General features: G+C 39.9%; 25 protein-coding genes. 11 read left to right on the forward strand and 14 right to left on the reverse strand.

Going from position 1 to position 20,987, the window contains the following annotated elements; all coding sequences use genetic code 11:
* Nucleotides 1-41 precede the first annotated feature (41 nt).
* The gene (guaA, locus tag EAE90_RS10430) at nt 42-1,619 is read left to right on the forward strand and encodes a glutamine-hydrolyzing GMP synthase (protein ID WP_214053434.1); all 1,578 of its coding nucleotides are present in this window, start codon (nt 42-44) and stop codon (nt 1,617-1,619) included.
* A 277-nt stretch (nt 1,620-1,896) separates the two neighbouring features.
* Here guaA and EAE90_RS10435 read toward each other — a convergent pair whose 3' ends face one another.
* Together EAE90_RS10435 and EAE90_RS10440 are read right to left on the reverse strand one after the other, a co-directional pair.
* On the reverse strand, nt 1,897-3,234 hold the full coding sequence (locus EAE90_RS10435) for a reverse transcriptase domain-containing protein (protein WP_105397131.1): 1,338 nt from the start codon (nt 3,232-3,234) through the stop codon (nt 1,897-1,899).
* A complete protein-coding gene (locus EAE90_RS10440) occupies nt 3,231-3,818 on the reverse strand; it encodes an SLATT domain-containing protein (RefSeq protein ID WP_105397132.1) in 588 nt (195 codons plus the stop codon). The genes EAE90_RS10435 and EAE90_RS10440 overlap by 4 nt, the downstream gene beginning before the upstream one ends.
* Before the next feature lie 515 nt (nt 3,819-4,333).
* Between EAE90_RS10440 and EAE90_RS10445 the strand changes: the two genes are divergently transcribed.
* Both EAE90_RS10445 and EAE90_RS10450 read left to right on the forward strand, forming a co-directional pair.
* Entirely contained in the window at nt 4,334-4,642 is a 309-nt protein-coding gene (locus EAE90_RS10445; RefSeq protein ID WP_105397133.1) for a type II toxin-antitoxin system RelE/ParE family toxin, read from the forward strand.
* Nucleotides 4,632-4,925, forward strand: coding sequence for an addiction module antidote protein (locus EAE90_RS10450; protein WP_105397134.1), 294 nt, complete (start codon nt 4,632-4,634; stop codon nt 4,923-4,925). Before EAE90_RS10445 ends, EAE90_RS10450 begins: the two co-directional genes overlap by 11 nt.
* A 209-nt stretch (nt 4,926-5,134) precedes the next feature.
* Here EAE90_RS10450 and EAE90_RS10455 read toward each other — a convergent pair whose 3' ends face one another.
* A complete protein-coding gene (locus EAE90_RS10455; RefSeq protein WP_214053435.1) occupies nt 5,135-5,527 on the reverse strand; it encodes a DUF2335 domain-containing protein in 393 nt (130 codons plus the stop codon).
* Between the two features lie 93 nt (nt 5,528-5,620).
* The gene (locus EAE90_RS10460; RefSeq protein ID WP_228901878.1) at nt 5,621-5,863 is read right to left on the reverse strand and encodes a hypothetical protein; all 243 of its coding nucleotides are present in this window, start codon (nt 5,861-5,863) and stop codon (nt 5,621-5,623) included.
* A gap of 279 nt (nt 5,864-6,142) precedes the next feature.
* Here EAE90_RS10460 and rlmA point away from each other — a divergent pair, with 279 nt between their 5' ends.
* Nucleotides 6,143-6,961: a 23S rRNA (guanine(745)-N(1))-methyltransferase gene (gene rlmA, locus EAE90_RS10465; protein ID WP_214053436.1), complete on the forward strand. Its 819-nt coding sequence runs from the start codon at nt 6,143-6,145 to the stop codon at nt 6,959-6,961.
* 80 nt (nt 6,962-7,041) lie between these two features.
* On the opposite strand, the gene mntP is transcribed toward rlmA, so the two are convergent.
* The 8 genes from mntP to pabB all read right to left on the reverse strand — a co-directional run bounded on the left by mntP (nt 7,042) and on the right by pabB (nt 15,412).
* Nucleotides 7,042-7,623, reverse strand: coding sequence for a manganese efflux pump MntP (gene mntP / locus EAE90_RS10470; RefSeq protein WP_214053437.1), 582 nt, complete (start codon nt 7,621-7,623; stop codon nt 7,042-7,044).
* Between the two features lie 420 nt (nt 7,624-8,043).
* Nucleotides 8,044-8,502: a DUF986 family protein gene (locus tag EAE90_RS10475; protein ID WP_214053438.1), complete on the reverse strand. Its 459-nt coding sequence runs from the start codon at nt 8,500-8,502 to the stop codon at nt 8,044-8,046.
* 81 nt (nt 8,503-8,583) lie between these two features.
* The gene (locus EAE90_RS10480; RefSeq protein ID WP_214053439.1) at nt 8,584-9,450 is read right to left on the reverse strand and encodes a PTS mannose transporter subunit IID; all 867 of its coding nucleotides are present in this window, start codon (nt 9,448-9,450) and stop codon (nt 8,584-8,586) included.
* A gap of 13 nt (nt 9,451-9,463) precedes the next feature.
* The gene (locus tag EAE90_RS10485; RefSeq protein WP_214053440.1) at nt 9,464-10,264 is read right to left on the reverse strand and encodes a PTS mannose/fructose/sorbose transporter subunit IIC; all 801 of its coding nucleotides are present in this window, start codon (nt 10,262-10,264) and stop codon (nt 9,464-9,466) included.
* Nucleotides 10,265-10,339: 75 nt separating this feature from the next.
* Nucleotides 10,340-11,323 carry a PTS mannose transporter subunit IIAB gene (manX, locus tag EAE90_RS10490; RefSeq protein ID WP_214053441.1) on the reverse strand — a complete coding sequence of 328 codons (984 nt, stop codon included), beginning with the start codon at nt 11,321-11,323 and terminating at the stop codon, nt 10,340-10,342.
* 622 nt (nt 11,324-11,945) lie between these two features.
* Nucleotides 11,946-13,310: an L-serine ammonia-lyase gene (locus EAE90_RS10495; RefSeq protein WP_112893997.1), complete on the reverse strand. Its 1,365-nt coding sequence runs from the start codon at nt 13,308-13,310 to the stop codon at nt 11,946-11,948.
* A gap of 171 nt (nt 13,311-13,481) precedes the next feature.
* The gene (locus EAE90_RS10500; protein ID WP_214053442.1) at nt 13,482-14,045 is read right to left on the reverse strand and encodes a CoA pyrophosphatase; all 564 of its coding nucleotides are present in this window, start codon (nt 14,043-14,045) and stop codon (nt 13,482-13,484) included.
* Nucleotides 14,042-15,412: an aminodeoxychorismate synthase component 1 gene (gene pabB, locus EAE90_RS10505; RefSeq protein ID WP_214053443.1), complete on the reverse strand. Its 1,371-nt coding sequence runs from the start codon at nt 15,410-15,412 to the stop codon at nt 14,042-14,044. Before pabB ends, EAE90_RS10500 begins: the two co-directional genes overlap by 4 nt.
* A gap of 139 nt (nt 15,413-15,551) precedes the next feature.
* Between pabB and EAE90_RS10510 the strand changes: the two genes are divergently transcribed.
* From EAE90_RS10510 to pip, 3 genes are all read left to right on the forward strand, one after another.
* On the forward strand, nt 15,552-15,731 hold the full coding sequence (locus EAE90_RS10510) for a YoaH family protein (protein WP_036805221.1): 180 nt from the start codon (nt 15,552-15,554) through the stop codon (nt 15,729-15,731).
* Between the two features lie 107 nt (nt 15,732-15,838).
* On the forward strand, nt 15,839-16,213 hold the full coding sequence (yebF, locus tag EAE90_RS10515) for a protein YebF (RefSeq protein WP_214053444.1): 375 nt from the start codon (nt 15,839-15,841) through the stop codon (nt 16,211-16,213).
* 73 nt (nt 16,214-16,286) lie between these two features.
* The gene (gene pip, locus EAE90_RS10520; RefSeq protein WP_214053445.1) at nt 16,287-17,240 is read left to right on the forward strand and encodes a prolyl aminopeptidase; all 954 of its coding nucleotides are present in this window, start codon (nt 16,287-16,289) and stop codon (nt 17,238-17,240) included.
* A gap of 47 nt (nt 17,241-17,287) precedes the next feature.
* Here the strand turns inward: pip and EAE90_RS10525 are convergent, their stop codons facing one another.
* On the reverse strand, nt 17,288-17,518 hold the full coding sequence (locus EAE90_RS10525; RefSeq protein WP_214053446.1) for a DNA polymerase III subunit theta: 231 nt from the start codon (nt 17,516-17,518) through the stop codon (nt 17,288-17,290).
* A 314-nt stretch (nt 17,519-17,832) separates the two neighbouring features.
* On the opposite strand from EAE90_RS10525, the gene ftnA reads away from it, so the two are divergent.
* From ftnA to EAE90_RS10545, 4 genes are all read left to right on the forward strand, one after another.
* The gene (gene ftnA, locus EAE90_RS10530) at nt 17,833-18,336 is read left to right on the forward strand and encodes a non-heme ferritin (RefSeq protein ID WP_214053447.1); all 504 of its coding nucleotides are present in this window, start codon (nt 17,833-17,835) and stop codon (nt 18,334-18,336) included.
* 194 nt (nt 18,337-18,530) lie between these two features.
* The gene (gene yobA / locus EAE90_RS10535) at nt 18,531-18,917 is read left to right on the forward strand and encodes a CopC domain-containing protein YobA (protein ID WP_214053448.1); all 387 of its coding nucleotides are present in this window, start codon (nt 18,531-18,533) and stop codon (nt 18,915-18,917) included.
* 2 nt (nt 18,918-18,919) lie between these two features.
* Nucleotides 18,920-19,813 carry a copper homeostasis membrane protein CopD gene (gene copD, locus EAE90_RS10540; RefSeq protein ID WP_214053449.1) on the forward strand — a complete coding sequence of 298 codons (894 nt, stop codon included), beginning with the start codon at nt 18,920-18,922 and terminating at the stop codon, nt 19,811-19,813.
* 146 nt (nt 19,814-19,959) lie between these two features.
* Nucleotides 19,960-20,301: a YebY family protein gene (locus tag EAE90_RS10545; RefSeq protein WP_214053450.1), complete on the forward strand. Its 342-nt coding sequence runs from the start codon at nt 19,960-19,962 to the stop codon at nt 20,299-20,301.
* A 225-nt stretch (nt 20,302-20,526) separates the two neighbouring features.
* On the opposite strand, the gene EAE90_RS10550 is transcribed toward EAE90_RS10545, so the two are convergent.
* The gene (locus EAE90_RS10550; RefSeq protein WP_214053451.1) at nt 20,527-20,769 is read right to left on the reverse strand and encodes a DUF1480 family protein; all 243 of its coding nucleotides are present in this window, start codon (nt 20,767-20,769) and stop codon (nt 20,527-20,529) included.
* Between the last annotated feature and the right edge of the window lie 218 nt (nt 20,770-20,987).

Raw genomic sequence — 20,987 nt, forward strand, 5'->3', positions numbered from 1 at the left:
TTATCTTTATTTGTTACTTGTTTTTTTGGAATTCACCGCACATGACAACTAATATCCATCAGCACCGCATTCTTATCCTTGATTTTGGTTCGCAATATACGCAATTGATTGCTCGCCGTATTCGTGAAATCGGGGTTTATTGTGAACTTTGGGCATGGGATGTCACTGAAGAGCAAATCCGCGAATTCAACCCAAGCGGTATTATTCTTTCTGGTGGTCCGGAAAGTACCACAGCACAAGGAAGTCCACGAGCTCCTGAATATGTTTTTAACGCTGGCGTTCCTGTTTTGGGTGTTTGCTATGGCATGCAAACGATGTCAGTACAATTCGGTGGTAAGGTAGAAGATTCTACTGAGCGTGAATTTGGTTATGCTCAAGTTGAGATTAAAGCGGAAAGTGCATTATTCCGTGGAATCCAGGATTCATTAAATGAGCAAGGGAAACCATTATTGGATGTATGGATGAGTCATGGTGATAAAGTCACGGCAATTCCTGAAGACTTTATCACTATCGCCAGCACTGATACCTGCCCATTTGCCATCATCGCAAATGAAGAAAAACGTTTTTATGGCGTGCAATTCCACCCGGAAGTCACCCATACCCATCAGGGGCAGCGTATATTGGAGCGTTTTGTACTGGATATATGCCAATGTGAAGCGCTGTGGACACCTGCTTCTATTATCGAAGATACCGTTGTACGCCTGCGTGAACAGGTTGGTGAAGATCACGTTATTCTGGGGCTGTCCGGTGGTGTTGATTCCTCTGTCACTGCATTGTTACTGCATCGTGCAATTGGTGATCGCCTAACCTGTGTATTTGTTGATAACGGCTTACTGCGTTTGAATGAAGCTGATCAGGTGATGGAAATGTTTGCTGGCAAATTTGGGCTGAATATTATTCATGTCCCCGCAGAAGATCGTTTCCTTGCTGCATTGGCTGGCATTCATGATCCGGAAGAGAAACGCAAAACGATTGGCCGTGTGTTTATTGAAGTCTTTGATGAAGAGGCGAGTAAGCAGACTCAGGTTAAATGGCTGGCACAAGGCACTATTTACCCAGATGTCATCGAATCGGCGGCATCTGCGACAGGCAAAGCACACGTTATCAAATCTCATCATAACGTAGGTGGTTTGCCGGAAGAGATGAAATTGGGTCTGGTGGAACCGTTGAAAGAGTTGTTCAAAGATGAAGTCCGCAAGATAGGTTTGGAATTGGGATTGCCTTATGACATGTTGAATCGTCATCCATTCCCAGGCCCAGGCTTGGGTGTTCGTGTATTGGGTGAAGTGAAGAAAGAGTACTGCGATCTGCTACGTCTGGCTGATGCTATTTTCATCGAAGAGCTGCACAAAGCTGATTTGTACAATAAAGTCAGCCAAGCGTTTACCGTATTCTTGCCGGTTCGCTCCGTGGGCGTGATGGGGGATGGTCGTAAATATGACTGGGTTGTTTCGTTACGGGCAGTAGAAACGATTGATTTTATGACCGCACATTGGGCGCATTTACCATACGATTTCTTGGGCCGGGTTTCTAACCGGATCATCAATGAAGTCAATGGGATATCAAGAGTTGTCTATGATGTCAGCGGTAAACCACCTGCGACGATTGAGTGGGAATAGTACTACAGTATCTAAGGACGTCTCAGGACGTCCTTTTAATTCAATTGAAACAATATAGAGGCTAAGCTCAACTCACTGAAACTTAGGGATAAAATATACAAGTTGGCTGATAGGAATGGGTTGTACATCATTATTGTGTTAAAAACAGGGTTATAACTTTTCTTACGGCTATCAAATCAACATAGGAATGAAATACTAATAATAGATAAGTATAGAGTAATCTCATTGCTGAGGTTTGAGGAATTTATCCATAATAAAGCGATACCACTATTACAATTTATGATCTAAAATCCTTCACGTCTTCTAATAGATCTTTCACTTGTCTACCTATTCGTTTGTGAAAGAAGTAGTCGATTTGCGCTTGGGTTAGTGTCTTATCCTTAACATCATTTGGGAAATATTTTTCAAGTAACGCTAATTTTTCAGTAGCGCCATAATTATTAAAATTAGGAATATACTTCGTTTCATATCGATTATGCGACATCTCTTTGAAAGTTCGTGAGAATCGTTTTGGTTTAATTGACACTTTGAAACGCTTGATAAGTTTTCTCACGTAATGATCCAGTTCGTGTAGGAGTTTTTCGTCATTGATTTCAGCAAAGAAAAACAACCAGCCTTTGCTTTTATTCTCAAATACACACCCCGTTATTCTTAAATTAAGCCGCCATAGCAAAAACTCTTCGCTTTTGGATTTTGAATATTTATAAGCAGTAAAAATAGCAGATAGAGAATTCTTAAGTTTTTCAACAGTTGCTTTTCGAGCCGATACCGTGTTTTTTTCGAAGTGATATCCAAGATAACTAAATGGGGTGCCAGCTCGATTTATTGAAGATTTGTCAGGCGAAGTTTTAGGGTCATGAATTTTTAAACCAATCTTTCTAAAACGAGCTATGATGTTGTCTGCAATGCTTTGGGCATTCGAATAGTCACAAAAGATCAAGATATCATCAACATATCTAAAGTAGATGATATCTGGTATTTTGTTTAAATTGTTATCTATATTTATCATATAGATAGATGATAGCACATTAGAAACGGCTAATCCCTGCGGTACTCCGATATCAGATATTTCATAAGACTCTGTTGGTGTACCCATAGTTGGAGAAGATATAGCGGACTCAATTATAGAAAAAATATTTTCGTCTTTAATACGCTTTCGTAGTCTTGAAAGCATTTCATCGTGCTTAATCGAAGGGTAGAAGTTCGATACATCCAACTTAATATAGCCTGAATATTTATCACTTAAGAGTGTATTTTTCACCTTCTTTACTACATTTTGAGGTAGCTCAATATTAAGAGATGGTGCAAACCGTTCAGATAAAAAGTCATTTAGTGCTCGAAGTGCGATGCGATCTCTAACTGTTGGGATTGAGATTTCTCTTGGTGCTTTCCCCCGTCCTTTACTGACCAATTTAAGTTTATATTTTGTGAACTGATAGCTGCCTGACAAAGCTTTTCGAGAGATAATTTTAATCTGTTCATTTAACTGCTCCTTAAATGTCACAGGATCAAGGTTATCAATTCCAGTAGCTCCAGAGTAAAAGACATAATCTTCAAATAATTGTTTTAAGTTTTTTTCTGAAAAGTGTTTAGCAAACTGCTTCTGAACTTTCATGAAAATTCCTGTAGAACAATAAAAATCAAAATGGGTAGGGAGTACAGGAAAGTTAGCATCAAACAGCGACGTATACGTCCCCAGATAAAGTTAAGCCAGTGATACCATGTTGGACTCCTATCCAGATCTTTCTTATATCCTGTTTCTGAGTTTAGTGTTTTAGTTGAAATAACATGTTCGATACAAAGGGCTTGATAGTAGTCGAAATCAGTATGATTTTCACATAATCCCATGACTTGCTCATACTCTACAGCAATTTTTTCTATGTCTGCATTTGGTTTTTTAGCCTTTTGGTAAAGCGAGTTGAGTGTTTCATAGCATTCTTTAATCAATCCCGCTCGTTCTTTAAAAGACAGCCCTGTAATGAAGCCTGACATACAAAGCGATAGCACTGAATAGATTACCCAAGTAACGCCAGCAAGATCACTATTATCGGAAAATTTTAGGTAATAAATGGATATAGCGACTCCGAAAAAAGAGTACCAGAATAGTATGAGTTGAGATTGAAACGCATTAGAAAGGAGTCTTTTCTCTGCCTGAATTCTTGCTTTTCGTGTCCACCAAATATTGTTTTCAAATGCCATGAAGCCCCTGCATAGCAAAAGGATGCCCTTGGGTGTGCTAAGTTACAGAGAGAAACACCCAGCTTTCACTGGGCAAGGTGCGGACACCTAAGAGCATAAAGCTCTTCCAAATTAGTTGTACTCAGACATATTGTTTGAGTAGCCGACTTAAAGCCGACACACCCAAGGACAAAATATTTTATTTTCTGAAAGATAACTAATTGAATAATAATTGTAAAGCATATTTATGCACCTTCTCAGTTTTATGTTTTACTGCCCTTTGTGATCAGGATTTGTTAGCAAGGATTTATTATGCTTCCAGTCGATAAACTCGCTTAATATAAAGCTCCCTCTACCATCATGTTCCAAATCCATTGATATCAACGCCCGCTTTCTTTGAGTCTGGTGGTAGAGAGTACTCTGTGTTTATGTGTAGCGCGGGTTGTAAGATGAAAATTTTCCAGTCAGACCAAAAATGATTACCAGTGAAGTCTCAAAACTTGATTGATTGTAGCTTATGAGCTACGATCATCTTTATGAAAGAGATATTGAAAAGCCATACATTCTCTGACTGGTTGGTCGGACTTAAGGATATACGGGCCAGAATGCGGATATTGGCTCGCATTGACCGTATCGCTGAGGGTAATTTTGGCGATGTGAAACCGGTTGGTAATGGTGTCAGCGAATGCCGTATTGATTATGGCCCCGGTTATAGAGTGTATTTTATACAACAGGGCAGGCAGATTGTTGTTTTGCTTTGTGGTGGCGATAAAAGTACACAAGGCAGGGATATTAAACTTGCTTTACAACTAGCCCGTAATTGGGAGGAACAACATGATAAGTGAGCAATTTACCCGTTGGGATTCAGCAGAATACCTGAAAACCGAAGCGGATATGGCTGAGTATTTGGATGCCTGTATTGAGGAAGCGGGTGATGATCCTGCTTTTATTGCGCGTGCATTAGGTGCAATTGCGCGTGCACGAGGTATGACTCAGGTGGCAAAAGATGCCGGTCTGTCTCGTGAGAGTTTATATCGGGCGTTATCTGGTGACGGAAACCCTGAGTTTAGCACTATTTTGAAAGTCGTTAAGGCATTAGGCTTGAAACTCCATGTGGCAGCGGCATAATATATTGGCACGTGTAAGTAATGAATAACGCATTGTTTGCTGAGCTGTTGGTTAGTTGTGAAGAGGAGGGAAGTTGAAAGGAGTGAGTTAATACCAGTTACGGAGCAGGTTCACTCCTTTTAGCGGGTGTTGAAGTTAATGTTGTATATAAAAAAGTACAAATGTACTTTCTGGGTACCAACATCCACATTATTCAAACCTATATTGATTCATTTTACAAATGGTTGTGGATTTCTATTTAAAACATAAATAACTAGAATCGTTGTTACAGTACCGCATCCGATAATCCCTGCTAACCAATTATGCCCATTTAAGCCCAAGATTAAAGCGACAAACAGAGAGGTAAAAGTGAGTAATAATCCATAACTGTGTCCTCTTATACTTTTTCTTACCATTTGCTCTAAGGCAACTCTTTCCATCTCGTGTCTGTGCTTCTGTTGTTGTTCGATCAGAGTTAGAAATCGGTCAGCAGCTCCTTTGGCGTGTTGTTCATAAAGCGTTAATATCTCTGAATCAAGCAATTGATAATATAATGGATTGATATCACCTTGATTAGATTGTTTAACTATTTTCGGATGTTTTCCGGTGGCTCTTTGGCTCATATATTGTCTCTTTCCCTGTAGATAATATATACCCGTCATCTTTCAAGTTGCCTCTTTGTTGGCTGCACTCGCTCACCCCGGTCACATAGTTTGCTATGCTCCCGGGGATTCACTCCCTTGCCGTCGCGATGCATCTTGAAATCCATAGGGTATAATTTCGTCATTGAATTGCTTTAGTACAGCGGCAAAGTCCGCACGGACTTTATCCAGATCATCCGCTAAAGTATCAACGTCACTTTTCTGTGGGATAAAATCCAAATAGTTTGTATTGGGCATAATATCGAATTTCGGTGAAATTGATCTTAATTTATTAAAATATTGTATGAAAATATTCATTATATTATCCGTATTATTAGTTGTTTCTATTAGTTAAATAATTTATTAGCAATGATGTTTTCTTAAGTTTTGATTGAAGAATCATACCTGATAAATAGATTTATGCCATAGAAATATTGCGAGCCGTTTCAAAAAAAGGACTGAAAATAATGGAATATAATTTCATTCAAGATAATGATTAGTTGTTTATATAGAATTATTAATTAGTATGATTTACGACGAAAAGTATCAGAATATGCTATAGTGTCGGCTGGTTTTTGCTTATATTTTTGGAATCTTATGTCTTATCAATGTCCTTTATGTCATCACTCTTTATTGCTCGCTCGACAGCAATGGCGCTGTGAGAATAATCATCAGTTTGATTGTGCTAAAGAAGGGTATGTTAATTTGATGCCCGTTCAGCATAAAAAATCCAAGGAGCCGGGGGATAGCCCGGAGATGATGCAATCAAGAAGAGCGTTTTTGGATTCAGGGCATTATCAACCATTACAACAACGGGTTTTGGAATTACTGGAAAAGTGTCTGCCAGAAAATGCAGAGAGTTTGTTGGATATAGGATGCGGTGAAGGTTATTACACCGCTGCGGTTGAAGCGCAATTAAGCAAGGAACGTAATCTTAAAATCTATGGCTTAGATGTTGCTAAGATCGCGGTTCGTTACGGCGCTAAGCGCTATCCGGCTGTTAACTTTTGTGTTGCGTCGAGTCATCGTTTACCATTTGCCGATGAATCGCTTGCCGGGGTATTAAGGATTTACGCGCCTTGTAAAGCGGAAGAGTTGGCAAGGGTGGTTAAGCCACAGGGAATTGTTTTGACCATCACTCCTGGCCCTCGCCATCTTTATCAGCTCAAGGAGTTGATTTATCAAAATATTCATCTTCATCCATTGAAGGCAGAACTGTTGGAAGGATTTGAATTGATAACCGAGGAATCGCTATCTTACCCAATGAAATTAGATGGCGTGCAAGCGTATCATTTATTACAGATGACGCCATTTGCCTGGCGAGCAAAAGAAGCTGTGAAAAAAGGATTGGCAGATAGAACGCTGTTTGAGTGTGAAACTGATTTTATACTGCGGGTCTATCAACGCCTTAATTGATCAAGATTTCAGCCCAAAATATAGCGTTTAACATATTATACCCTAGGACTTATGGGTATAAATATTTTGGGCTGGTGGCGTTATTTGGCGTACATAAATAATTCTAGATGTTCAAATAAGATATTGAAGCCAATTGCAATCAGAATTAACCCACCAATAAGTTCAGCGCGTTTGCCTAACCGTGGGCCAATATAACGGCCAATTAACATACCCAATGTTGCCATAATCATTGTCATCATTCCGATAGCCATCGCAGTATGCACGATATTGACTTCAAGGAACGCTAGCCCAATACCAATTGCCATTGCATCCAGACTGGTGGCAATGGCTGTTGTTATCAGCACTATTGAATTATGGCGGCAGGGTGATTCACACTTTTTTTCCTGCTTTGCTTTGAAACTCTCTGTAATCATCCTACAACCCAGAATGAATAACAGCGTGAAGGCAATCCAGTGATCCCACTCCATAATATATTGGCTGGCATAAAGCCCTAGAGACCAGCCAATCAATGGGGTACAGGCTTCTGCCAAACCAAATATTAAACCGGTACGGATTGCTTCACGAAAATGTGGTCTATGTAGTGCGGCCCCTTTGCAAATTGAAGCAGCAAAGGCATCCATTGAAAGTGCTAAAGCTAGGATGAGGGTTGCGTACATATTCATTAATATAGCCTCGGTTGGGTGTTTCCATATACATATAACCCACCCCCAACCAATGATGGTGCTATATGCAATGGTCTTGCCAACCGAATTAATAGCTATCTCATTAGACTATTTCATTTGCTATTTTTAGCAACAATAACACCTGCCGAGATAGCAATAAGGCTACCCGCACCACGTTTATTTTATAACGAGCGTGTTGATACGGGCTTTTCAGAGAAATTAACTAAATCGTTTCTCTGAAACAGGCTACTCCCCATGACAATTTAAAAGATAGCACAATAATTCAAAAAGGGAAATAATATTATTTTTAGGGTTAAGGTATGATATTGATAATAATTATCATTATCTGCTTTGTGAGGAAAATAAAAGTCAGCGTAAGGCTGACTGTTTATTGTTTCTTTATATATTATTATTTATTATCTATCTGTTTTCGATGAGAAATTTATAAATTCTTTCTAAATCATCAATTTGACTTACTGATATATATAATTTTTTATTTTCTAAACCAATAACCAGGATGCCATCTTCAGATAAATTCATGGTTTTTATCCGATCATAGGCAATAAAGGTGTTTGCATAGAAGAAACCGTTATTTTTAAAGAATAATTTAGGCGAACGTATATAGGCAATATAAATAGTCACCAGGATAGTAAACAGCAATAAATATGTGGTTAAACGGCTACCGTAGGCGGTAATATTATTATAAACAACAATAAGTATCAGGATAATAAAGATGAATGCATCAATTTTGTGTTTTCTTTTTAGTTTTATTTGTAAGTAAGTTTTACCTTTTAGTAAATTAACCACGAATTCATCATAAACAGCAAAAGCTAGCATTAGTACGATTAGACCAGCTAATACCATGTCATTAAGGCTCATTCCTTATCCTTGCATTGTTATGAAAAAGAAAATATGGGGAGGAATTCCTCCCCGAATGATATTGTACTAAAGATCATTGTACTAGAGACCGAGGAAACCAAATTTGGCGCCAATAATCCCCAGAATAAAGAAGCCAATAATGATCCACAGGGCATTGACTTTATGCCGTAATAGCCACATACAGGCAAATGTCAGCAAAAGTGGTACCAAGCCTGGCATCAACTGATCGAGGATATTCTGAACTGTGGTTATTGTCGTTTCACCTGTCTGTTGGTTAGGAATTTCTGATACAACCAACGGGATATTGACTTTCGTCCATTTATTAACTAATGCCCCCATGACAAATAGACCAAGGATTGACGCTCCTTCCGTCATTTTTTGTAGGAAGCCGCCTCCCATATCCTGAACGATATTGATCCCTTTCTTATAACCATAAGAGATACCGGAATAGAGAACTAATAAGCGTACCAGGTTGAATAGGAAGAAGAACAAGACAGGACCAAGCCAGCTACCGCTCATTGCGAGGCCAGCACCCAAAGCAGCAAATACTGGACGGGCTGTTCCCCAGAAAATAGGATCGCCAACGCCGGCCAATGGCCCCATTAGACCAACTTTGATACCGTTGATTGCACCATCATCAATGGTTGCACCGTTAGCACGCTGTTCTTCCATTGCCAGAGTGACACCCAGTACAGGCGCAACGACATAAGGGTGAGTGTTAAAGAATTCAAGGTGGCGTTTAAGTGCCTGTTTACGCTCATCAGTATTTTCTGGATACAAACGACGAAGAGCTGGAACCATAGAGAAGCAGAAGCCCAAAGCCTGCATACGTTCAAAGTTCCATGAACCTTGAAACACATTAGAACGAAGAAATACACCGCGGATATCACTGGGTGTCAGTTTTTTTTGGTCTGCTGTCTGAGCAGCCGTTTTTGTTGTATCTAACATGTTGCTCATCCTTTTAATCTAATTCGTTATCAAGATCGTTATTGGTGTGTCCGGGGGCAGCAACTACCTGAGATTTGTTATATTTAGGGCTTAGCTGAATGTACAGCACGGCCATAACAATACCAATAACGCCTAATGCAACCAGGTTAAATTCAGTGAATGCCGCTGTGACGAAGCCGAGGTAGAAGAAAGGCATTAGGTAGCCGGCACGCATCATGTTGATAACCATTGCATAACCCACAACGACGATCATACCCCCTGCGATGTTCAAGCCATCTGTCACCACTTTTGGAATAGAGGCAAGTAACTGCTGGACTTCGTTGGTGCCAACCGATAGGGCAACGATCAGGGCTGGGATGGCGATACGCATAGCCTGGAGCAGTAATGCGGATAGATGGATAAAGCTAATCGCACGCAGGCTGCCACGTTCTGCTGCGTTGTCAGCCGCATGCTGGAAGGCGACTGTGATGGTGCGTACAATGATAGTCAGAACTTGTCCTGCTGCTGCTAGCGGAATGGCCAAGGCGATACCTTCACCGATATCACGACCACCAGCAATGACCAGAATCGTCGAAATGATTGATGCTAAGGCCGCATCCGGGGCAATTGCAGCACCGATATTCATCCAGCCAAGGGCGATCATCTCTAGCGTACCACCGATAATGATACCGGTTGTCATATCACCAAGAATGATCCCGATTAAGGTGCAGGCCACGAGTGGGCGGTGGAATTGAAATTCATCAAGAATGGAATCCATTCCGACTATACAAGCCACGATGAATATCAATGTAATTTGAACAACGGTAATTTCCATTGTTTGTCTCCTGTAACCAAATTAAATTCGGTAAGAAATTTTTATCATTGAGTAATTTTAGTCATTGAGTAATAGTTAAATTGCTCTGATCTGGTTTTCGTTTTTAACCTTCTGGAGTAGATCCATCATTTGTAGACGGCTGTCACTGGCAACCTTACGGGCTTCAAGCTCAATTCCTCGTTCATCTAGTTTTTTGAAGGCGGCAATATCGGTTTCATCAACGGATATTGCGTTGTTAACTTGTGTTTTTCCCTGACGGAAAGCCATTCCTCCGATGTTGACAGAAGTGATATCGACACCATCCTCGACTAAACGCAAAACATCTGTTGGGTTTGTAAACAGTAACATGACACGTTCATTGGCATATTTCGGGTTGTTGTAAACGCGAACACATTTTGCAACATCAACAACGTGAGCACTGAGTCCCGGTGGAGCAACTTGTTTTAGCAAGGTGGTACGGACAGTATCAGCAGCAACTTCATCGCTGACGACGATGATGCGTTTGACATTGGTTTCTTTTGTCCAACGAGTCGCGACCTGACCATGAATGAGGCGGTCATCAATTCGGGCCAATGCAATTTTCATATGACCACCGGTTGATGGTGAAAATGAAGGTGCCGCAACGGATGCTACAGGCTTGGCTGGTTCAGTCTTTTGGGGTTCTTCTGTTTTCAGGGCTCGAATGCCTTCTTTCCCTGTTTCCAGAGCAACAGAAACCAGTTCTGCCAGAGATGGGTCATCATCTCGACACATAAAGGTTTCAACCAGCATTGGAACGTTAACACCGGTGATGATCTCATAATTCTCTTTATCTACGGCGATACGGCTAGCCGCATTGAATGGACTTCCTCCCCATGTATCGACAAGAAACAGTACACCTTGCTCTGTATTAAGCGTTGCGAGTTTACTGTTGTATTTTTCAAATAAGGTATCGGCATTTTCACCAGGAACGAAGTCAATGTAAGAAACATTTTCTTGCTCTCCAATTAACATCTCTGTGGTACGAAGCAGTTGCTCAGCCGCAGCCCCGTGCGTGCCAATCATAATGGCTATACTCACTTGTTTTCCCCTCTGTTAACAATATATACCCGTTATCTTTCAAGTTGCCTCTTTGTTGGCTGCATTCACTCATCCCGGTAACATCGTTATCTATGCTCCCAGGGATTCGCTCCCTTGCCATCGCGATCCATCTTGAAATCCATTGGGTATCAACGCAGGATTATTACAAAGTTACTGCAATAATTTTGATGAATCATTCCTCCAATAAAAATTTTATTTGTATGAATAATGACCTTTTGTCAATGTGATACCTAAATATTTGACTTGATTTAGACTTTATCTCTTATTGACTGAAAAAATCGGCTGTTAGATTAACATTAGAAATACCGGAGGAAAATTGCTGTCAGTCAGAAAAAATGAAATAGATAAAAATGTTAACCACAAAACAATTTAATAAGCTAAAAATTGTAAAATTAATGTATAATTATCTATAATTTGTTTATTGTTAGACATTTATTCTGTTTCCGGTAACATCTTATTAATTTAAAATCGAAAACATATTCATCTTTTTAGATCAAAAGATGATCATTTTAAGTTTTGGCTAAAAAATATCCCAACCATAAGGTAGGGATATTTTCATTACAGAAGCATTTTTTGATTAAAAAACAGGTTATTTATTTGATTAATCACATTGAACTTTAATTGCCAAACCACCGCGAGATGTTTCGCGATATTTAGCGTTCATGTCTTTACCTGTTTCGTACATGGTTTCAATAACTTTATCGAGAGAAACACGTGGTTCACTGGTACGGCGCAAAGCCATGCGTGCAGCATTGATTGCTTTTACTGAAGCAATGGCATTTCGTTCGATACAAGGTACTTGTACCTGGCCTGCTACTGGGTCACAGGTAAGGCCGAGGTTATGTTCCATACCGATTTCAGCCGCAACACAGACCTGTTCAGCGCTGCCGCCAAGCAGTTCAGCAAGTCCGGCTGCTGCCATCGAGCAGGCAACACCTACTTCCCCCTGGCAACCTACTTCAGCTCCAGATATTGATGCATTCATTTTATAGAGAATGCCAATAGCGCCGGAAGCCAGGAAATAGCGGATATAGAGCTCTGGCGTCACAGGTTCAATGCAATGATTGTAATAAGCGAGTACGGCAGGAACAATGCCACAAGCGCCATTGGTTGGTGCGGTAACAACACGTCCACCCGCAGCATTTTCTTCATTGACTGCCAAGGCGAACATGTTCACCAAGTCCACTACATTCATTGGATCATTAGACAGATTGTTTGATGAGGTCAGCATGCGATGTAGTGCCGCTGCCCGGCGAGGTACACGCAGTGGGCCAGGTAAAACCCCTTCCGTGTTCAAACCGCGTTCAATACAAGCCTGCATGGTATCCCAGACATCGGCAAAATAGGCATTAATTTCTTCTTTGCTGTGGAGATCCAGCTCGTTTTTCATCATTAAACCGGAAATAGATAACCCGGTTTTATTACAATTCATCAGTAATTCTTTTGCTGAATTGAATGGATATGAAACTGGTTTGGTATCCTGAGAGGGTTTACCAAAATGTTCTTCATCAACAATAAAACCACCACCAATCGAGTAGTAGGTTTTGCTATAAACTTTTTTATCCCCCGCGAATGCGTGAATTTGCATGCCGTTTTCATGTAATGACAGGTTATCACTACGGAAAACCATGCCGCTATCACGCGGGAAATCGACTTCATGTAAACCGTTGGCCAGCTTAATACGCTGTGTTTGCTCTACATCACGAATAAAACCGGGGATCGAATCAATATCAACGGTGGCGGGCAAATTACCTGCCAGACCCATGATAATGGCGATGTCCGTATGATGACCCTTGCCGGTTAATGAGAGTGAGCCGTAAACATCGACGGCTACACGCGTGATAGAAGGCATTAATCCCTGGTTTACCAGATCGTCGACAAACTGTTTGCCGGCTTTCATCGGACCAACCGTATGAGAGCTAGATGGGCCAATACCGACCTTAAACATGTCGAAAACGCTAATCACGCCAGACTCCTTAAAAAAGATAGAGATATAGTTATATGTATTGAGGTACGCTACTTTACTGTGATTTAGTAGTGTTGATAAGGGAGTTTACAGTTTTTTTTGAATTATGATAGCAACAGTGATAAAGATGGGCAAAAAAAATACAAATTAGTTATCCTTAAATGATTTGGATCAAACTTGAACTTGTTGAGCTAATTGATGAATTATTGTCGCTGTTAATCCCCAAATGAGATGCTGCTGATACCAATAAAAATAGACACGATGTTGCTGACCACGGCGATTAACATCAAGATAATGATAATTCGAAAGTGAAAGTGCTTCAGATAGAGGAACTTCGAATATTTTGGCAACTTCTGTCGGGTTACTGTGGAGGGATAATCTGGGGGGCAATAATCCGACAATAGGCGTCACCAGATAGCCGCTGATGCTATTTAAAGGGGCTAGTTGGCCCAGAACCTGAACTTTCTGATGAGGTATGTTAACTTCTTCTTCTGCTTCCCGTAGTGCTGTCGCGATTATTGATTTATCTTTAGGATCAGCAGCCCCTCCTGGAAAGGCTACTTGACCGGCATGTGATCGTAAAGTTGCGGAGCGTTGGGTCAATAGTAACGTTGGTTTCGGTTTGCAGATTATCGGCAATAACACCGCAGCATGGCGGTTGTTATCTGAAAGCCGTTTAGGTGGTGGTGGAAGTTGTAACTGAAATCTGTTAACGAAATCAGACAGCGATGTCATATTACTTTTATTTTCCCTAGTTGCGGCAAAATACAATTCAGCTTATCAAATGTTTCCTGATACTCTTTTTCGGCAATGCTGTCAGCAACGATCCCGCCACCAGCCCAACAATATATTTTCTCTTTCTCCGTTAAGAGGGTACGAATGGTGATATTGCTATCCATTGTGCCACAGAAACTAATATAGCCAATTGAACCACAATATCCATGTCGGCGGTGAGGTTCAAGTTCTTCTATTATCTCCATCGCTCTGATTTTAGGAGCTCCGGTAATAGAACCTCCGGGAAAACAGGCACGTAATAGATCCGTAGCATGTTGTTCATTTGGCAGTATTGCGGTGATTGTGCTAACCAGATGATGAACGGCAGGGAATTGTTCAACCATAAATAATTCAGAAACTTTAACTGACCCCGGTGTGGCTACCCGACCGATATCATTACGCAGTAAATCAACGATCATCAGATTTTCAGCTTGGTCTTTTTTCGAAGCCGCTAGCTTTTCAGCTTGAAGGGCATCCTTTTCTGTATCATCTAAGCGCGGTAATGTTCCCTTAATCGGGCGAGTTTGAATTTGTTTATTTTCCAGGAGTAAAAAACGTTCCGGTGAGACACTGATAACGCTGTTTTCGGGTAAACGAATAAAGGCTGAAAAAGGTGCGCGGTTGCTTTCATTAAGTTTTATGAATAATTGCCATTCATCTCCTTGGTAACTAGCGCAAAATCGTTGTGCCAGGTTAACTTGATAACAATCACCACTTAACAGATAGTGATGAATGCAGTTAATTTTCTCATTATATTGTTTGGCGCTCATATTTGATTGCCATTCACTGGTCAACGTAAAAGCTGCTTTTGGTGAAGTTTGGTGAGATGTAAGCCAGTTCAGGCGCGCGTCAACATCACTATAACTGAATAAAATCACCTCTTTTTTATGATGATCAACAATCAGTGCCCAGTCATAAATACCTATTGCCATATCTGGAAACGACAGCTCATTTTTGGCTTGTGATGGTAATTCTTCAATATAACGCCCTAGATCATATCCCCATAGACCGAGTGCGCCACCCTGAAATGGCAAATCAGGGTCAAGTTTTGCCGTAATATTTAATTTCTCTAGCTGCCTTTTTAGCAGGTAAAAGGGATCTTCCTCAGTAATGTAGCTATCACCATTTTCATTTATTTCAGTTGATTTATTATGGCTGAGTAACGTTATCCGTGGCTCTGCAACCAGAATATCAAACCGATTATGGGGATGGTTGGCAGAACCAGAGTGGAGCAGCATTGCCCAAGACTGGTTTGAAATCGGCGTGAAATAGTTGATGGCAGCGTCTGGTTGATAGGGCAATTGCCGTTTTTGTAGTGAAATACTCATTATGATGTTGGTTTAGCAGTTGTAATGCAAAAGTTAGTCTTGATTTTAATCCTTAAAGATTAACATAGAAACCCATTCCTTACTTGAGTTAAAAATCGCTATACTCTTCGGCATAGATCACTTTATAGAGGTTATTATCATGTTTTCGGGTATGCCAACTTTATCCCATCAGGAACAGCAATTAGCAGTGGAAAAAATTCAGCAATTGATGGTTGAAGGAATGAGTAGTGGGGAAGCGATTGCGTTGGTTGCACAAGAAATTCGTGAACAGCATCGAGGAAAAGAACAGGTTAATGTAGTGTTTGATGATGAAAAATGAACATAATTAAATTATTTATTTAACAATAGTCACACATTTGTTTTACCTGACATGTTAGGTTAGCTCCATATTTAATCTCTTACTTTGAGATATTAACGGGAGGTAGTATGAAAGCATGTCATATCATTAACAGAGTTGGCCTATCGGGTGTCGCACTTTTGCTCACTGTTTCATTCACAGTATCTGCTGTATCGGAGAACAAACGTGTTGATAAATTTATTTCTTGCGATAATTTAACCAAATCGCAAATTGCCGCTCAAGTAAAGCGTGATTTTCTGCAAAACCGTATTAACCATTGGTCAGAAGATAGAAAGCAATTGGGAACTTCTAAACCAGTGGTGTGGGTAAAGGCGGAAAATATTACTGGTGATAAAGATATATTAAAAATTCCGCTGACTGTTCGTGGTTCTAAGCGTGACAAAGATTACCGTGTTGTCGTTGATTGTCAGCAAAATACGATTAGCTATAGCGAATTGAAATAACATTTTCTGCTAGTTATCTCTACCCGTCGTTAGACGGATACTAGGTTTGGTGTTAGTCAGTGAAGGAAATGTTATGTCAGAATTGAGAAAATTATATCCGGCTTGTGAAGCTTATCGTTCGGGTTATTTGGATACAGGCGATGGCCATCAAATTTATTGGGAATTGTGCGGTAATCCTGTAGGTAAGCCTGCTGTATTTATTCATGGTGGGCCGGGCGGTGGTATTGCCTCTTATCACCGTCGATTGTTCGACCCGAAGAAATATCATGTCATGCTATTTGATCAGCGTGGTTGTGGGCGTTCAAAACCTCATGCCAGCTTGGAAAATAATACCACTTGGCATTTAGTTGAAGATATTGAGCGTTTACGCCAATTGATGGGGGTGGAAAAATGGCTGGTATTTGGTGGTTCGTGGGGATCAACTTTATCTTTAGTTTATGCTCAGACTCATCCTCAACGCGTTTCTGAATTAATTCTTCGGGGAATTTTCTTACTCAGACCACAAGAGTTGCACTGGTATTATCAGGATGGTGCTTCTAATTTCTTCCCTGACAAATGGCAACGAACGGTATCTATTTTATCGGAGGAAGAACGAAAGGATGTGATCGGAGCATATAATAAGCGGCTGACCAGTGATGACCTTCGTGTGCAATTAGAAGCCGCTCGTCTCTGGAGTTTGTGGGAAGGGGAGACGGTGACATTGCTTCCTTCAAATAGTGTGGAGTGTTTTGCAGAAGATGAGTTTGCTTTGGCATTTGCTCGGATTGAGAACCACTATTTTATCAATGAGGGTTTTATGAATGAGGAGCAGCAACTGTTGAATAATATTGACGTTATACGGGATATTCCGGCAGTTATCATTCATGGCCGATATGATATGGCTTGCCGGGTGCAAAATGCTTGGGATCTGGCGCAGGCATGGCCGGAGGCGGAATTATATATCATTGAAGGAGCAGGACATTCATTTGATGAGCCGGGTATTTTACATCAACTTATTAGTGCAACAGATAGGTTTGCCGATAAGTAATTGGATATAACCACCGGTTATCCGGTGGTTACTCACTGACTGGCTGATTAGCGGCCTTTGGGTTCGTAGGGTAAGCGGGAAAGCTGTTTGGATAATTGGCGATAATGCACTAAGCGTTGTTGAAAATATTGCCGCAGATACTCGGGTTGCTCTTGTTCAACTGTATCAGGAAGTACTGACATATTGTAACGTTCCTTAAAAGCTACGCCGGAAGCTGCCAAATCAACATTCACTTTATCCATATTCTCTGTGGAAAGCTCGGCCAGATTATGTTTCATAAGTGTCTCTCTAATTCACAAAGTGATAAAACTAATCCAGACAGGTTTCTCTGGCAAGGTCTGAATTGATTATTTTATAAATATAAATAATATTCATTATCATTAAATATAAAAATTCCTTGATGAAGATTATTTTGTAAATGTAATTCATTTTCATTTAAATATATTAAATGAGATTCATTTTCATTTTTTTGTCGAAAAATACATTTATATTTCAATGTGATATGTATATTTGATTTATTTTCTCTTATTGGGTTTTATTATTCTAATTTAATTGGCATAATATAGGTGAATTAATGACTGGAGTATCTATTATGTTAAACCAAGAAATGATTAATAAATTAAATGAGCAGATGAATCTGGAGTTCTATTCTGCGAATTTATATCTGCAAATGAGTGCATGGTGCAGTGAACGAGGATTACCTGGTGCCGCTGCGTTTTTTAAATCACATTCCCAGGAAGAAATGCAGCATATGCATCGCTTGTTTGATTATCTGAGTGATACAGGTGCAATGCCGCGTTTGGGGCAAATTGATGCGCCTTCCGCTGATTATGAATCTATAACCCATGTACTCAATAGAACTTATGAACACGAGAAGTCTATTACTGCCGAAATTAATAAGCTTGCTCATTTGGCGATAACCACGCAGGATTATTCTACTTTTAACTTTCTGCAATGGTATGTAGCAGAACAGCATGAAGAAGAGAAATTGTTTAAATCTATCCTTGATAAATTAGGTATGGTTGGTGAGGATGGTAAAGCGCTTTTCCTATTGGATAAGGATCTGAAAGGTCTGGCTGCCGCAAATCCTGTCTAATGAAATGGAATTAATTAGCCGCAGTAGTCGCAATAACTTTAGGTATTTAAAGTCAATGCTGCGGTTTTCCTTTATTTTTGCGCGATAGTTCACAAGACGAAATTCTTATTGTAAGTTATCGCAGATAAGATAACTCTTTTGATATAAAATGATGACGATTTATAGAGATTCATTTGAAAATTAAGAGGTTATTGATGACCATTAACACAATCCGCTCTTTTTGCCGAAAATTATCTGCTTTAATTGTTCTTTTTGTTGGCATATCTTGCCAGCAAGCTTTGGCTCATGCGCACTTAACAGAACAAATTCCGGCAGAAGATGCTACCGTAGAAAATACGCCGCAGGTAATCACGCTAAGCTTTTCTGAAGGTATTGAACTGAATTTTTGTAAAGTAAAAGTAACCGGCCCGGAAAATAAACCTATTAAAACCGGAAAATTGAAGCTTGATCCGGCAACTAATACAAAACTGATTCTTCCTATCGAAGATAAACTAACGACAGGGAGATATGATGTTAACTGGAGCGTGGTCTCTGTTGATGGGCATAAGACCAAAGGTGTCTATAGCTTTACAGTGAAATAATTATGTCTCTGGCGGTGCTGTATATTCTTTGTCGCTTCACCCATTTTGTGGCAGTTATGTTAATGTTTGGCTTTAGCGTATTTACTGCCATCTTGGTTCCTGAGCGTTTATCTGTTCTGATTGATGCGCGCCTTCGTTTAGGGGTAATTATCAGTACCGTTGTGACATTAATAACAACAATTGGATGGTTGGCAATTCAAGCGGGAATAATGGGTGATGGTTGGCAGGATATTTATAATCTAGAAATCTGGTTGGCAGTACTGGGAACAACTTTTGGTAAAGTTTGGCAATGGCAAATACTGATTTCAATAGTTGCTATGGGGTTTTTGTTTATCAGTAAACAAAAAGCCAGAAATATTCTGATGTTAATTAGTTCTACAGTTTTACTCTCCTGCCATGCTTTTATAGGACATTCGGTAATGCATGATGGGATAACTGGCATTTTTTCTCAGGTTATTCAGGTAATTCACTTAGTAAGTGTTGGGTATTGGTTTGGTGGATTATGGCCCTTTTTGTTATGCCTACAATTTTTACGGATACAAAATGAATTGGCCATAGGGTTGGATAAACAGATTATGATTTCTATGATGCGTTTTTCCAAGTATGGTCACGTTGCTGTAACCCTGATTATTATGACGGGCATCATAAGCAGCTTAATTTTGCTGCCGAACTGGCCGAAATATAGCGGCAGTGAATATCAATCCATGCTATGGCTGAAGATAGCATTAGTGGCGGGTATGGTGATGCTGGCATTAATTAACCGCTATATCTTGGTTCCTAAACTGAAACAACCTGGCCGCTATCAATTGTTGATGATCAATAGTTGGATTGAAATTATCCTTGGAGCATTGGTTTTATTATGTGTTGCTGCTTTTGCTACTTATCAACCGATTTGATTTTCTTAACTGACTAGTGCTATTGGTGTAGTCTATTCTTGACGCTAAAATATAGTGAATATGGCAGAAGCTGGAGTGTATAGATAGTGATAGATAGTGTGAAAAGATCCACTTCGCTCGCTTTTATATCTAGATTGGTAACTATTATGAAACGTTTACTCTTATTACTTTCCTTGTTTTGTCTCTCTTTTCAAAATGTTGCTGCACCGATTGAAACGGTGAGTAAGCTACAATTTGGTGATAAATGGGCATTTACACGGGAAGAGGTGATGTTGGATTGCCGAACAAATAAGGCTCTGTTTGTGATTAATCCCAGTACGTTAGTGCAATACCCATTGAATGATATAGCGACAGAGATGATGAAGGTAGGGAAAGTGAATGCTAAACCTTTGGATATTATTCTGTTGGATGATAACAAAAATCCGACTCAAAAAATGAGTATAGAGCCATTCCAACAAGCAGCTCTAGCACTGTGCGATAAAAGATAATGTCATTGAGTAAGCGATAGCACCTGTTTGGTTTAATGGAAGGTGTTGTTTTTGATTATTTATTATCCAAAAAGTTGGTAAAATGCAAGTATGTCAGCTACGCTTTAAATTGTAAGTTGTTTTACGTCTCAATGACACTTTTAGCGCACGGCTCTTAAGAGCCATTTTCCCTAGGCCGAGTAGAGGAGTCAACTCGGCCTTTTTTTGTCACAAATTTTGTGGACATCAGACCACCCTCATCACCCACGCATGTTTTTGTCTGTCATAATGCTTTCTATAGAGAAGAATGTGTTTATCGTTTAATAAGGCGGGAATACTGGTGTGTTCATCCCATCCATCCAACTGCATGCAAAGTTCGCGGTCGGAATTACAAGGAATGCTAATGGTGATATCGTCCTCTTCAGAAGGTGAAGAGAGAATAGCATCATCAATTTCGTAGCTGGAAATTCTTAATCTTGTTTGGTTCATGATCGCTCCTTAACTTTTAGATAACAGGTAAGACCAGTAGGGCCATCATTGAGGATAGATCAAATAGCTGAGATTTCCAGTAATAATATTTTCTGTGTTGGATAATCGGTAGATGATATTGCTGTTATAATTATCTGTTCTAAAACTTACTATCGTCATATTGCTTTTTTTATCTTTGTCATTCTTTGGCCTTTTATACATTCAGTAGGAAATATTTA

The sequence above is a fragment of the Photorhabdus caribbeanensis genome (genome assembly GCF_018448885.1).
In the GTDB taxonomy this organism is placed as follows: Bacteria; Pseudomonadota; Gammaproteobacteria; order Enterobacterales; family Enterobacteriaceae; genus Photorhabdus; species Photorhabdus caribbeanensis.

Excerpts from the sequence above, each read along its gene's own strand:
- copD (WP_214053449.1), top strand. The coding sequence starts at position 18,920 with ATGTCTCTGGCGGTGCTGTATATTCTTTGTCGCTTCACCCATTTTGTG.
- EAE90_RS10510 (WP_036805221.1), top strand. The coding sequence starts at position 15,552 with ATGTTTTCGGGTATGCCAACTTTATCCCATCAGGAACAGCAATTAGCA.
- pip (WP_214053445.1), top strand. The coding sequence starts at position 16,287 with ATGTCAGAATTGAGAAAATTATATCCGGCTTGTGAAGCTTATCGTTCG.
- rlmA (WP_214053436.1), top strand. The coding sequence starts at position 6,143 with ATGTCTTATCAATGTCCTTTATGTCATCACTCTTTATTGCTCGCTCGA.
- EAE90_RS10440 (WP_105397132.1), bottom strand. The coding sequence starts at position 3,818 with ATGGCATTTGAAAACAATATTTGGTGGACACGAAAAGCAAGAATTCAG.
- EAE90_RS10435 (WP_105397131.1), bottom strand. The coding sequence starts at position 3,234 with ATGAAAGTTCAGAAGCAGTTTGCTAAACACTTTTCAGAAAAAAACTTA.
- guaA (WP_214053434.1), top strand. The coding sequence starts at position 42 with ATGACAACTAATATCCATCAGCACCGCATTCTTATCCTTGATTTTGGT.
- EAE90_RS10545 (WP_214053450.1), top strand. The coding sequence starts at position 19,960 with ATGAAACGTTTACTCTTATTACTTTCCTTGTTTTGTCTCTCTTTTCAA.
- ftnA (WP_214053447.1), top strand. The coding sequence starts at position 17,833 with ATGTTAAACCAAGAAATGATTAATAAATTAAATGAGCAGATGAATCTG.
- mntP (WP_214053437.1), bottom strand. The coding sequence starts at position 7,623 with ATGAATATGTACGCAACCCTCATCCTAGCTTTAGCACTTTCAATGGAT.
- EAE90_RS10450 (WP_105397134.1), top strand. The coding sequence starts at position 4,632 with ATGATAAGTGAGCAATTTACCCGTTGGGATTCAGCAGAATACCTGAAA.
- yebF (WP_214053444.1), top strand. The coding sequence starts at position 15,839 with ATGAAAGCATGTCATATCATTAACAGAGTTGGCCTATCGGGTGTCGCA.
- EAE90_RS10550 (WP_214053451.1), bottom strand. The coding sequence starts at position 20,769 with ATGAACCAAACAAGATTAAGAATTTCCAGCTACGAAATTGATGATGCT.
- pabB (WP_214053443.1), bottom strand. The coding sequence starts at position 15,412 with ATGAGTATTTCACTACAAAAACGGCAATTGCCCTATCAACCAGACGCT.
- EAE90_RS10445 (WP_105397133.1), top strand. The coding sequence starts at position 4,334 with ATGAAAGAGATATTGAAAAGCCATACATTCTCTGACTGGTTGGTCGGA.
- EAE90_RS10485 (WP_214053440.1), bottom strand. The coding sequence starts at position 10,264 with ATGGAAATTACCGTTGTTCAAATTACATTGATATTCATCGTGGCTTGT.
- EAE90_RS10460 (WP_228901878.1), bottom strand. The coding sequence starts at position 5,863 with ATGAATATTTTCATACAATATTTTAATAAATTAAGATCAATTTCACCG.
- EAE90_RS10475 (WP_214053438.1), bottom strand. The coding sequence starts at position 8,502 with ATGAGCCTTAATGACATGGTATTAGCTGGTCTAATCGTACTAATGCTA.
- EAE90_RS10525 (WP_214053446.1), bottom strand. The coding sequence starts at position 17,518 with ATGAAACATAATCTGGCCGAGCTTTCCACAGAGAATATGGATAAAGTG.
- EAE90_RS10455 (WP_214053435.1), bottom strand. The coding sequence starts at position 5,527 with ATGAGCCAAAGAGCCACCGGAAAACATCCGAAAATAGTTAAACAATCT.
- yobA (WP_214053448.1), top strand. The coding sequence starts at position 18,531 with ATGACCATTAACACAATCCGCTCTTTTTGCCGAAAATTATCTGCTTTA.
- EAE90_RS10480 (WP_214053439.1), bottom strand. The coding sequence starts at position 9,450 with ATGTTAGATACAACAAAAACGGCTGCTCAGACAGCAGACCAAAAAAAA.
- EAE90_RS10500 (WP_214053442.1), bottom strand. The coding sequence starts at position 14,045 with ATGACATCGCTGTCTGATTTCGTTAACAGATTTCAGTTACAACTTCCA.